The organism is Streptomonospora alba (assembly GCF_000826685.1).
Taxonomy (GTDB): Bacteria; Actinomycetota; Actinomycetes; order Streptosporangiales; family Streptosporangiaceae; genus Streptomonospora; species Streptomonospora alba.
Genome location: NZ_JROO01000045.1, coordinates 55,674 through 67,540, shown reverse-complemented (window position 1 = coordinate 67,540; position 11,867 = coordinate 55,674). Strand labels below are relative to the sequence as shown.

Here is an 11,867-nt window from a genome sequence, read left to right as displayed (position 1 = left end):
CGATGATGCCGTCGGTGGTGCTGCAGACAGAGCGGCTGATGCTGCGCGCGCACACCCACGACGACATCGACGCCGTCTACCGCGGCGCCTCCGATCCCGGCGTTCAGCGCTGGCTGCCCATGCCGCGCCCGGGAGCGGACTACACGCGCGCCGACGCCGAGCAGTGGTGCCTGGTGGCAGCCCCCCAGGCCCGGGTGGGCGGCGACGGCCAGCAGTGGGCGGCGGTTGACGCCGTGACCGGCGCCTACCTGGGCTCGATCGGCCTCAACCGCACCATGTGGCGCGCCCGCTCCACCGAGGTCGGCTACTGGCTGTGCCCGCGGGCGCGCGGACGCGGCCTTGCCACCGAGGCCGTGGTGGCCGTGTCCCGGTGGGCGCTGCTCGACCTGGAGTTCGAGCGCGTGGAGCTGAAGGCCGCCACGGGCAACACGGCGTCGCGGCGCGTGGCCGAGAGGTCGGGGTTCACCTACGAGGGCACCGAACGCAACGCGATGCCGCTGCACGAGGGCCGCGCCGACCTGGCCGTCTACAGCCTCATCCCGGCCGACCTGCAGCAGGCGGGGGTGTAGGGGGCCGGTACCGGCGTAGAGGGTTGCCCCGTAGGAGCGTCGGGTGCCTCGCTGGAGACGGGGGCAGGGAGCCGCTCCACGCCGCACTGACCGGGACCGGGAGTAGAGGGTCAAGCGTCGGCGGGAAGGCGCCGACGCCGGGAGGTGGGGGCAGCGTCGGTCGGTGCTGCGAGCGGATGGTCGGGCACCCGTCGGAGCGGCGAAGGCGGTGGACATCCGGGGTCGGCGGTAGTCGGTTCCGCTGCCGTAGGGGCGGTTCGCGGTTCGCCACGGGCCGGCGCCGACGGTCTCCTCGATCGCCCTGCGCGTTTCCCGCGTTGATCTTGTACCTGCGGTCATTGTGAGCGATCACATGTGACTGTAGGTACAAGATCAACGCTGATGCGGGCGGTGCCGTGGGAACAACTCGGGCAAGTCGGGCCCCTGGCGGTCGGCAGGGCGCCCGGAGTGCATCCATGCACGCGGAATGCCGCTGGCGCCGGGCGCTGGGTCATTCGCCGGCAGCTCCGACTCCTGACCACCTCGGCCATCCGCCGCCCTCGCCGCCGATCGCCGGACGATCAGCCCTATGCCGACAGCACCGGCCAACGCCGACCCCAGACACCCGCCGTCCTCGCCGCCACCGCCGGGCGCCCAACCCCGCGCCCCGCAGCACCGGCCGTCGCCAACCCTCGCCAGCCGCCGCCCACCGACTTCGTTCAACCCCGCGTCCCGGCACCGTCGGCGTCCGCCACCGGTCGACGCCCGTGGTTCAGGTGCTCTGCGGCATCACCACTCGATGCCGCGCTGGCCCTTCTGCCCGGCGTCCATCGGGTGCTTGACCTTGGTCATCTCGGTGACGAGGTCGGCGGCCTCGCGAAGGCGCGGGTCCGCGTCGCGGCCGGTGATGATGACGTGCTGCTGCCCGCCGCGCTGCGTCAGGGTCTCGACGACGTCGTCGACGTCGACCCAGCCCCACTTCATCGGGTAGGTGAACTCGTCGAGGACGTAGAGCCGGTAGGTCTCGGCGGCCAGGTCGCGCTTGATCTGCGCCCAGCCCTCGGCGGCGTCGGCCGCGTGGTTCTCCTCGGTACCGGCGCGCTGGATCCACGACCAGCCCTCGCCCATCTTGTTCCAGTCGACCCGGCCGCCCTCGCCGGACTCGCCGAGCACGTTCAGCGCCCGCTCCTCGCCGATGCGCCACTTCGCCGACTTCACGAACTGGAAGACGCCGATGTCCCAGCCCTGGGCCCAGCCGCGAGTGGCCAGCCCGAACGCGGCCGTCGACTTCCCCTTTCCCGGCCCGGTGTGGACGATCAGCAGCGGGCGGTTGCGGCGCTGGCGTGTGGTCAGCCCGTCGTCGGGCACGTAGTCGGGTTGTCCCTGCGGCATGTGTGTCCCCTCGGTTCGTCGGGTGTGTCGGGATATCGGATCGGTACCGGGTGCCTCGCCGAAGGCGGTCGGGACACCTCGCGGGATCAGGTCGCCGGGGACGCTGCCTCCGGCGGGCGCGGCGTCCAGCGGGCGCGGCGCGGTCGCGGAGCCGCGGCGCGCGGTTCGGCTGCCTTCGGCGGCAGCCGTCCGGCGCTCACGCCGCGCTGCGGGTGGAGCGCACCAGGCCGCTCAACGCGTCGGCGCCCAACTCCTCCAGGCGCACCGCCTCGCCGCCCATTTCGGCGGCCAGGCGATCCGCAAGCCCCAGGCGCACCGGCCCGGACTCGCAGTCGACGACGATGCCGTGCACCCCCCGCGCGCCGATCCGCGCGCCGGCGCGCAGCGCCTGGTCCAGGCCGCCGCGCGTGGCGCGCCCGTCGGTCACGACCACGAGGAGCGGGCGGCGGCTGGGGTCGCGCAGCCGCTCGACGCGCAGCACCTCCGCCGAGCGCGCCAGGCCCGCGGCAAGCGGGGTGCGTCCGCCGGTGCGCAGTTCGTGCAGCCGCCGCGCACCGGCCTCGACCGAGGAGGTCGGCGGCAGCTCCACCTGGGCGCCGGTGCCGCGGAAGGTGATCAGTCCGACCTTGTCGCGCCGCTGGTAGGCGTCCTTCAGCAGGCTGAGCACCGCTCCTTTGACGGCGCGCATCCGCTCCCGCGCGGCCATGGAGCCGCTGGCGTCAACGCAGAACAGCACGAGGTTGCCCTCGCGTCCTTCGCGCACGGTTTCACGCAGGTCGCCCGACCGAACGAGGAGTCCGGGGCCGGAGCGGCCGCGGGCGCGCTGATAGGGCGCAGCCGCGCGCAGGGTGGCCGTCAGGTGCAGGCCCCGCACCGACGAGCGGGGCACGCGCGCACCCGACGTGCGGCCGTAGGGGGTCTCGGCGCGGGAGCGGCGGCCCGGTGCGCCTTCGCCGACGCCGCTGAGGCTGAACAGGCGGGGCTTGTAGGTCTCGCCCGCCTCGGCCTGGCGCCCCTGGCCGGGGTCCTGCGGTCGGGGCGGCGACTGCTCGTCGCCGGAGCCGCTGTCGTCCTCGGCGCGCTGCCCGGAACCGGCGGGCCGCTCGGGCCCGGCGGGGTCGTGCTCGCCGTCGCCGGCTTGGGGCTCGCCCTGTTCCGGCTCGCCGCCCGCGTCCCCGTCGGACGACTCCTCGGCCGGAGCGCTCGGATCGGGTCCCTCGGCCTCGGCTTCGCCGCCACCGCCGCCTCCGTCGTCCCCGCCTCCGGGGTCGTCGTCGGCGCCGCCGGGCTCACCCGGGTCTTTTGGGTCCGCATCACCCGCCTGGTCCAGCGCCTCCTGGAGCCGGTCCTCATCGAGGTCGGGGGCGTCGAACGGGTCGCGCCTGCGCCGGTGCGGCAGGGCGAGCCGGGCGGCGTCGCGCACGTCGTCGGCGGTGACCTCGCCGTGGTCGCGCCAAGCGGCCAAGGCCATGGCGGCCTGGGCGGTGACGATGTCGGCGCGCAGCCCGTCGACGTCGAAGGCCGCGCAGACGGCGGTGACCTGGCGCAGCGCGGAGTCGGTCAGCACCACGCCGGGCAGGCGCTTGCGGGCGGCACGAATGCGGCCGGCCAGCTCGGCCTCGTCGTCGGCGTAGCCCGCGGCGAAGCCCTCAGGGTCGGCCTCGAATGCGAGCCGGCGCCGCACCACGTCGGCGCGCAGCTGCGGGTCGCGGGTGGCGGCCACCTCCACGGTCAGGCCGAACCGGTCCAGCAGCTGCGGACGCAGCTCGCCCTCCTCGGGGTTCATCGTCCCCACGAGCAGGAACCGCGCGGCGTGGCGCACCGAGACGCCCTCGCGCTCGACGTGGGACGTGCCCATGGCGGCGGCGTCCAGCAGCAGGTCGACGAGGTGGTCGTGCAGCAGGTTGACCTCGTCGACGTACAGGACGCCGCGGTGGGCCTCGGCGAGCAGGCCGGGCTCGAAGGCCTTGACGCCCTCGGTCAGGGCCCGTTCGATGTCCAGCGAGCCCACCAGCCGGTCCTCGCTGGCGCCCACCGGCAGCTCCACCAGCCGCGCCGACCGCTCGGAGGGCACCGCGGAGTCGCTGTGGGGCCCGTCGGGGCACTGGGGGTCGGGGGCGGCGGGGTCGCAGGCGAACCGGCAGTCCTGGACGACGTCGAGGTCGGGCAGGAGCGACGCGAGCGCGCGCACCACGGTCGACTTGGCGGTGCCCTTTTCACCGCGCACCAGGACGCCGCCGACGTCCGGGGAGACGGCGTTGATCAGCAGCGCGAGTTTCAGGTCGTCCATACCGACGACCGCGCTGAAGGGATAGCGAGCTGGAGCGCTCACGCAGGTCAGTCCTTCCTCGGGAATCCACGCCCATAGGGGGTTTTGCCCGGTGCCGCGCAGTCTCCTGACTTCCAGATCACCGCTCGCCCGCCGCCTTCCCACCGGAGGACATCCGGCAGTGGCGCTCGTTGCGGGCCGCTCCCTGGCCACAGTGGCGGGACCGTCCCGGATTCGCACCGGGTTCCTGCGTGCTGGGGCGTGACCGCACGGCTGCGGCCGGGTGTCGCCCAGCGCCGGCACCGCCCACAAGAGTCTCATACCGCACCCGGAGCGCCCCCACCGCGTCGGCCCATGCGCACCGCACCCCGCGGCCTCGGCGAGATCCGCCCACCGCCGCGGCGGCGTTCCGGCGACGATCACCCTTGCACCGGCCGCCGCACCGGTGTGGGATGACCGTACTCGGCCACCAGGCCGCCGACCGGCCCCCGGGCCGGCGGACGGCTCCCACGACCCGGAGGGCTGTGCCGCAGATGAGCCACGACGACACCGCCGACCTGACCTACCGTCCGGCCCGCGAACTCGCGCGGATGCTGCGCACCCGGGAAGTCTCCGCCCGCGAGGTGGTGGGCGCCCACCTGGAGCGGATCGGGTCGGTGAACCCGCGGATCAACGCGGTGGTCACACTGTGCGGCGAACAGGCTCTGGACGAGGCGCACGCCGCCGACGAACTCGCGGCCTCCGGCGCAGACGTTCCGCCGCTGCACGGCCTGCCGGTCGCGCACAAGGACACCCACGAAACGGCGGGGGTGCGCACCACCTTCGGCTCGCCCGTGTTCGCCCACAACGTGCCCGACCGCGACGAACTCGTGGTGGCGCGGATGCGTGCGGCCGGGGCGATCACCATCGGCAAGACCAACACCCCCGAGTTCGCCGCCGGCTCCCACACCTTCAACCCGGTCTTCGGGCTCACGCGCAACCCCTACGACACCACGCGCTCGGCGGGCGGCAGCAGCGGCGGCGCGGCGGCCGCGCTGGCGGCGGGCCTGCACCCGCTGGCCGAGGGCTCGGACATGGGCGGCTCCCTGCGCAACCCCGCCTCCTTCAACAACGCGGTGGGGCTGCGGCCCTCGCCGGGGCGGGTGCCGCAGTATCCCGCACCGCTGGGCTGGTCGGCGCTGTCGGTGCAGGGGCCCATGGCCCGCGGCGTCGACGACGCCGCGCTGCTGCTGTCGGTGCTTGCCGGACCCGACCCGCGCAGCCCGCTCGCTCTGGACGACCCCGGCTCGGCGTTCGCCCCGCCGCTGGAGGCCGGCGTGCGCGGGCTGCGCCTGGCGTGGTCGCCGGACCTGGGCGGCTCGGCGCCCTGCGAACGGGCCGTGACCGACGCGCTGGCGCCGGCCCTGGACGTCTTCGCCGAACTGGGCTGCGAGGTCGCCGTGGACGCCCCCGACCTGTCCGGCGCCGACGACGTCTTCCGCACTCTGCGCGCCTGGCAGTTCGAGGCCACGCTGGGCCCTCTGCTGGACCGCGCGCGCGACCGGCTCAAGCCCAGCCTGGTCTGGAACATCGAGGAGGGACGCAAGCTCGCCGGCTCCGACGTGGCCCGCGCCGAACTGGAGCGCACCCGCATCTACCACCGGGTCCGGGAGTTCTTCGAGCGCTACGACGCGCTGCTGCTGCCGGTCAGCCAGGTGGTGCCGTTCGACGCCGACCTGGAGTACCCCTCCGGCATCGACGGGGCGGTGCAGCAGACCTACCTGGACTGGATGCGCTCCTGCTACCACATCACCGCGGCCGGCTGCCCGGCGCTGTCCGTGCCCGGCGGGTTCACCCCGGAGGGGCTGCCGGTGGGCCTGCAGATCGCCGGGCCGCACCGGGCCGACCGGCGGGTGCTGGAGATCGGCCGCGCGTTCGAAGAGGCGACAGGACACGGACGGCGCCGCCCGCAGCTGTGACCGCGCGGCGCTTCCCGACGCCCCTACCTCTCACCCCGATACAGAAAGCGCAGGTGCGACCACCGTGGCGGGCAACAGCGGCTTCCTACGGGTCCTGGGACGCGGCGACCTCCTCGCACTGGCGTTCGGCGCCATGATCGGGTTCGGCTGGATCGTGCTCACCGGCGAGTTCATCGACAGCGCCGGCACTCTGGGCGCGGCGCTGGCCTTCGTCATCGGCGGGACCATCGTCGCCCTGGTCGGGCTGACCTACGCCGAACTGACCTCGGCCCTGCCCCACGCCGGCGGCGAGCACCACTACGCCCTGCGGGCCCTGGGCGGGCGCGGCGCCTTCGTGGCCTCGTGGGCGATGGTGCTGGGCTATGTGTCGGTCGTGGCCTTCGAGGCGGTGGCGCTGCCCCACACCGTCGCCTACCTGGCGCCCGGCATGCAGGCGGGCTACCTGTGGACCGTCGCCGACTACGACGTTCACGCCACTTGGGTGGCGGTGGGTGTGGTCGGCGCCCTGGCGGTCACCGCGGTCAACTACGTCGGCATCAGGCCCGCCGCGGTCTTCCAGACCATCGCCGTCGCCTTCCTGCTGGCCGCGGGGGCGGTCCTGGTCACCGGCGCCTTCACCGGCGGTTCCGCGCAGAACATGGAACCGCTGTTCACCGGCGGGCTTCCAGGCGTCGTCACGGTCCTGGTCGCCGTGCCGTTCCTGTTCGTCGGCTTCGACGTGATCCCGCAGTCGGCCGACGAGGTCAAGCTGCCCATCCGGCAAGCGGGTGTGCTGCTGGTGGTCTCGGTCGCCTGCGCGACCGCCTGGTACACGATGATCATGCTGACGGTGGGCTCGGGGCTTCCCGCCGAGCGGCTACTGGAGTCCGAACTGGCCTCGGCCGATGCCATGGCGGCGCTGTGGGACAGCCAAGCCGTGGGCGACCTGCTGGTAATCGGCGGCATCGCGGGAATCATGACCAGCTGGAACGCATTCCTCATCGGCGGCAGCAGACTGCTCTACGCCATGGCCGTCTCGCGGATGGTCCCGGCCTGGTTCGGACGCCTGCACCCCCGTTTCCACACGCCGGCCAACGCGGTGCTGTTCATCGGGGCGCTCTCGGTGGTGGCGCCCCTGTTCGGCCGCCCGATGCTGGTGTGGCTGGTCGATGCCGGCGGCGTCAACATCGTCGTCGCCTATGTGACGGTGGTGCTGTGCTTCCTGGTGCTGCGCAAGCGCGAGCCGGGCATGACGCGGCCCTTCCGCGTCCCGGCCGGTACCGCTGTCGGCGCGCTTGCGCTCGTACTGTCGCTCGGGCTGGGCGTGCTGTACCTGCCGGGTATGCCCGCCGCTCTCATCTGGCCCTCCGAGTGGATCATCGTGGGCGCATGGTGGCTCGTGGGCGCGGTGTTCCTGTGGCGGCTTCCGCGGGTGGCTCCGGGCGGCGACGCGGAGAAGCGGCTCATCGCGGCCGTGCAGCGGCGGCGCGGAACCTGACGGCCGGATGCGGCCAGGTGCCGCACCGACGTCAGTCCCAGACGCGGGCCAGCAGCCACTCGCCCGAGGTGGAGTCGTGCCGGAGTTCGTAAACCCCCGACGCGACGGTCGATCCCGCCTCGACCCGCCAATGGGCGCGCTGGGGCAGATGCTCCTGGACCTCGGGAGACCAGTCGGAGCGCAGGGTGATCCAGTGGTCGACGATGTGGCGGACGTTGTAGACCCGCCTCTCCCATACGAAGCGCACCGGCCGCCCCTCGTGCTCGGTGACAGCGACCGGAACACCGTAGACGTGACCCACTGGCGACACTCCCCTCAGCTGCGGCCTCCCGCGGGAGGCTCCGGCCTGCGGGGAAGGACAGGCGGTGAATTCGAACGTATGTACTAATCGTAGCGGATCACCGACGCACGCGGAACCCGGACGAGCCACCGCCTGTCTAAAATCGGGAACACCCGCCCCAACCTCGACGAAGACCGGCCAACCGGCCCCGACACCCCTCTCCGAGGCGTCTGTACGCTATGACGCCCATTCCCCCTGGTCTAAGGAACTCAGCACTGTGACGGACAACGGGCACGAGCGCGCCAAACCCCTGCGCACCGGCGACCCTCATGAGCTCGGCGACTACAGCATCGAGGGCAGACTGGGGCGCGGCGGCATGGGCACCGTCTACCTGGCCCGCGACGCCGCCGACCGGCAGGTCGCCGTCAAGCTGATCCACCCCGACCTCACCGACGACCCCAATTTCCGCCGCCGCTTCGCGCGCGAAGTCGAGTCCGCCCGCAAGGTCGCGCGGTTCTCCACCGCCGGCGTGCTCGACGCCCGCCTCGACGGCGATCCGCTGCTCATCGTCTCCGAGTACGTCCCGGGACCCAATCTGGCCCAGGCCATCGCCGCCGACGGACCGATGCACGGCGGCACGCTGGAGAGCCTCGCCCTGGGGGTGGCGGCGGCGCTGACCGCCATCCACCGTGCGGGCGTCATCCACCGCGACCTCAAACCGGGCAACGTTCTGCTGTCGGCGGTGGGCCCCAAGGTGATCGACTTCGGCATCGCCCGGGCCATGGACGACGAGAGCGCGGTCACCCGCTCCAGTCAGCTGATGGGCACGCCCTCCTACCTGGCGCCCGAGCTGATCGCCGGCGGCGAGATCACCCCGGCCTCCGACATCTTCTCCTGGGGGTGCCTGGTCGCCTACGCCGGCACCGGCAAGGCGCCGTTCGACGCGCAGACGGTTCCGGCGGTGCTGCACCTGATCAGTTCCGGAGAGGCCGATCTGGAGGGGCTGGATCCGCAGCTGACCGACATGATCCGCAGCGCGCTGGAGAAGGACCCGCGCAACCGGCCCACCGCGCAGCAGCTGATGACCATGCTGGTCGGCCAGGAGGACCCGGCCGAGGCGGTCGTGGACAGCACGGTGGTCGAGTCCTGGACACCGCCCTCGACCGCCAAGGGCGCCGACGCCGCGGGCGCCGCCGCGGCGGGTGCGGTCGGCGGAGCCCTGGCCGGAGCAGCGGCGGCCGAGGCGGCCGACGGCGCGGAGCCCGGCGCCGGGACCGAAGGCGGCGACGGCGCAGCCGTTCCCGGCACCGACGAGATCCCGACGGGGCAGTCCCCGCAGGCACCGCCGGCCGATACCGGCGGAGGGGTACCGGGCACCCGGCCCTACACGCAGGCCACGCGGCCTGAAGCGGAACGCCCTCCATCGGCTCCGCAGGCGCCCTATGGGCACGGCGCCGCCCCGAGCGCTCCCGGGCCCTCCGGCCCGTCCGGTCCGTCCGCTCCGCAGGGGCAGCAGCATCCCCACGGTGCCCAGCCGGGCGCAGACGCGGGCTACGCGCCGCCGGGCGGCTTCCCCCCGCCCGCTCCCCAGCAGCCCTACGGGCACCCGTCCGGCCCGCAGCAGCAGTACGGGCGGCCGGGCCCGTATGCGCCGTACGGGCCTTCAGGACCGCAGGCACCGTATGGACCGGGCCCTCAACCCGGCCACCAGCCGCCGCCCTACGGCCCGGGGTCAGGCCCGCAGCAGCCGCCCTACGGTCCGGGACCGACGTCGTCGCCGCCGTTCGGGCAGCCGGCTGCGGGCTACGGCGGCCCCGGTGCGCACGATGGGCCGGGCGGTGCCTCGCCCGGAGGCCCCGCGCCCGGCAAGCGCCGACGGACCGGCCTGCTGCTGGGCGCCGGAGCCGCGGTTCTGCTGCTGGTGGTCGGGGGTGTGATCGGCTCCGTGATGCTGCTCGGCGGCGGGCCGCCCGAGGGGACGCTCGTCTACCAGGACGACTTCGCCGACGGCGGCTGGGACGTCGACGAATACGACCCCGAGGACGAATACCTGGAGCGGGCCTACCACCCGGACCACGGGCAGATCCTGCGCGTCGCGGAGTCCAACAGCTTCGACGGCAGCATCGGCGACACCCCTCCATACGAGGGCGAGTACCCCGAGGCCGCCCGCGTCGAGGCCGACGTCGAGGTACTCGCCGGCCCTGCGTACAGCGAGTTCGGCGTCTGGTGCCACCTCCAGCAGGCCGACGACGCCGACGAGAGCACCTCCTATGAGGCGCTGGTGCGTTTCGACGGCGGCGGCGCGGAGCTGCGGCGCGACGGCGGCCCCGCCGGTGAGGCGGCCCTTGCCACCGCCGACAGCGTCGACGGGTTCGCCCCGCAGCCGGAGGGGGCCTCCCCCTTGGAGAGCGGCGGCGACAAGGACCCCGTCCTCAACACGGTGACGCTGACCTGCGAGCCCGACAAGGACGCCGGGACCATGGACCTCAACCTGTGGGTCAACGGCGAGCACGTGCTGGAGGCCCTCGACCCCGACCTGCTGCCCGACGACGCGACCGAAGAGCAGCCGCGCAGGACGGGGCTCAGGCTCAAGCGGACCGGCAGCGAAGACGACACGCCGATGGTCGCGTTCCACCGCTTCGAGCTGCAGCGCCTGGGCGGGCCCCAGACCGGCGGCACCGCGGGCGAGGGCTCCTGACCAGTCGGCGCGCAGTATGGCGGGTGGTGACGGCCATGCAGCACCCGCGCTTCGGCGAGCGGCCCGCCGCCATGGACGGTGCCCAGGTGCGCCGCGCTCGCCGCAGCAACCTCTCGGGCTCCCGGCGCCGCGGATTCCCCGGGGGCCCGCATTCGCCGGGTGGCAGGCCGGGGCCGCCCGCCTGGAGACGTTTCGGCCGCGCAGCCCTAGCCTGGTCGTGTGCGGGCCCGCAGCACCGGCGCACGCACCCCCTTGACGCAGTACGGAGAGAGGTCAGCATGCGCGCCATCGTCATCGAAGAGCAGGGCGGCCCCGAGGTCATGCGCTTCACCCACACCGAGGCTCCGGAGCCGGGGCCCGGCGAGGTGCTGATCGACGTCGAAGCCCGCGGCATCAACTTCATCGACATCTACCAGCGCAGCGGCGCCTACGCGGTATCCACCCCCTTCACTCCCGGTGTGGAAGCCGCCGGCAGCGTCGCCGCGGTCGGGTCCGGCGTCACCGAGTTCGCCGTCGGCACACGGGTGGCCTGGGCCATGGCGCCCGGCGGCTACGCCGACCAGGCGGTGGTGCCGGCTCAGCGGGTGGTGCCCGTGCCCGACGGCGTCACCGCCGAGCAGGCCGCCGCCGTGCTGCTGCAGGGCATGACCGCTCACTATCTGACCCACTCCACCCACGCGGTCCAGCCGGGCGAGACCGTGCTGGTGCACGCCGCCGCGGGCGGCACCGGGCTGCTGCTGGTCCAAATGGCCAAAGCGCGCGGCGCCACGGTCATCGGCACCGCCTCCACCGAAAAGAAGCAGACGCTGGCCCGCGAGGCGGGAGCCGACCACATCATCGACTACACCAGCACCGATGTGGCCTCGGCTGTGCGCGAGGTGACCGGCGGCACGGGTGTGGCTGTCGTCTACGACGGCGTGGGCGCCGACACCTTCGAGACGAGCCTGGAATCGCTGCGCGTGCGCGGCGTGCTCGCGCTGTTCGGGCAGGCCAGCGGCGCTGTGCCGCCCGTGGACCCGCAGCGGTTGAACAGCGCCGGGTCGGTGTTTCTCACCCGGCCGTCCCTGGCGCACTACGTGTCCTCGCGCTCGGAGCTGCTGGAGCGCTCCGCGGACGTGTTCGGGCTGGTGGAAACCGGGCGGCTGAAGGTGCGCATCGGCGGTCGCTACGGGCTGGCCGAGGCGGCACGCGCCCACGAGGACCTGGCGGCCCGGCGCACCACCGGCAAGCTGCTGCTGACCTGAG

8 protein-coding genes and 1 riboswitch are annotated in these 11,867 nt (G+C 73.7%); of the genes, 5 read left to right on the top strand and 3 right to left on the bottom strand.

Annotation, left to right across the window (positions count from 1 at the left end):
• Window positions 1–5 precede the first annotated feature (5 nt).
• The gene (locus LP52_RS21955) at window positions 6–569 is read left to right on the top strand and encodes a GNAT family N-acetyltransferase (RefSeq protein ID WP_084723409.1); all 564 of its coding nucleotides are present in this window, start codon (window positions 6–8) and stop codon (window positions 567–569) included.
• A gap of 768 nt (window positions 570–1,337) precedes the next feature.
• Here LP52_RS21955 and cobO read toward each other — a convergent pair.
• Both cobO and LP52_RS21945 read right to left on the bottom strand, forming a co-directional pair.
• On the bottom strand, window positions 1,338–1,940 hold the full coding sequence (cobO, locus tag LP52_RS21950) for a cob(I)yrinic acid a,c-diamide adenosyltransferase (RefSeq protein ID WP_040276259.1): 603 nt from the start codon (window positions 1,938–1,940) through the stop codon (window positions 1,338–1,340).
• A 196-nt stretch (window positions 1,941–2,136) separates the two neighbouring features.
• Entirely contained in the window at window positions 2,137–4,272 is a 2,136-nt protein-coding gene (locus LP52_RS21945; RefSeq protein WP_040276258.1) for a putative cobaltochelatase, read from the bottom strand.
• A 57-nt stretch (window positions 4,273–4,329) separates the two neighbouring features.
• Window positions 4,330–4,459: riboswitch (cobalamin riboswitch) on the bottom strand.
• A 283-nt stretch (window positions 4,460–4,742) separates the two neighbouring features.
• Here LP52_RS21945 and LP52_RS21940 point away from each other — a divergent pair.
• Both LP52_RS21940 and LP52_RS21935 read left to right on the top strand, forming a co-directional pair.
• Window positions 4,743–6,167 carry an amidase gene (locus LP52_RS21940; RefSeq protein ID WP_040276257.1) on the top strand — a complete coding sequence of 475 codons (1,425 nt, stop codon included), beginning with the start codon at window positions 4,743–4,745 and terminating at the stop codon, window positions 6,165–6,167.
• 64 nt (window positions 6,168–6,231) lie between these two features.
• A complete protein-coding gene (locus LP52_RS21935; protein ID WP_040276256.1) occupies window positions 6,232–7,644 on the top strand; it encodes an APC family permease in 1,413 nt (470 codons plus the stop codon).
• Window positions 7,645–7,675: 31 nt separating this feature from the next.
• On the opposite strand, the gene LP52_RS21930 is transcribed toward LP52_RS21935, so the two are convergent.
• Complete coding sequence (locus tag LP52_RS21930) at window positions 7,676–7,945, bottom strand: DUF6504 family protein (RefSeq protein ID WP_193790027.1); 270 nt, start codon at window positions 7,943–7,945, stop codon at window positions 7,676–7,678.
• Window positions 7,946–8,201: 256 nt separating this feature from the next.
• On the opposite strand from LP52_RS21930, the gene LP52_RS21925 reads away from it, so the two are divergent.
• Both LP52_RS21925 and LP52_RS21920 read left to right on the top strand, forming a co-directional pair.
• Complete coding sequence (locus LP52_RS21925; protein WP_040276255.1) at window positions 8,202–10,622, top strand: serine/threonine-protein kinase; 2,421 nt, start codon at window positions 8,202–8,204, stop codon at window positions 10,620–10,622.
• A gap of 278 nt (window positions 10,623–10,900) precedes the next feature.
• Entirely contained in the window at window positions 10,901–11,866 is a 966-nt protein-coding gene (locus tag LP52_RS21920; RefSeq protein ID WP_040276254.1) for a quinone oxidoreductase family protein, read from the top strand.
• Window position 11,867 lies beyond the last annotated feature (1 nt).

Excerpts from the sequence above, each read along its gene's own strand:
- LP52_RS21955 (WP_084723409.1), top strand. The coding sequence starts at position 6 with ATGCCGTCGGTGGTGCTGCAGACAGAGCGGCTGATGCTGCGCGCGCAC.
- cobO (WP_040276259.1), bottom strand. The coding sequence starts at position 1,940 with ATGCCGCAGGGACAACCCGACTACGTGCCCGACGACGGGCTGACCACA.
- LP52_RS21940 (WP_040276257.1), top strand. The coding sequence starts at position 4,743 with ATGAGCCACGACGACACCGCCGACCTGACCTACCGTCCGGCCCGCGAA.
- LP52_RS21920 (WP_040276254.1), top strand. The coding sequence starts at position 10,901 with ATGCGCGCCATCGTCATCGAAGAGCAGGGCGGCCCCGAGGTCATGCGC.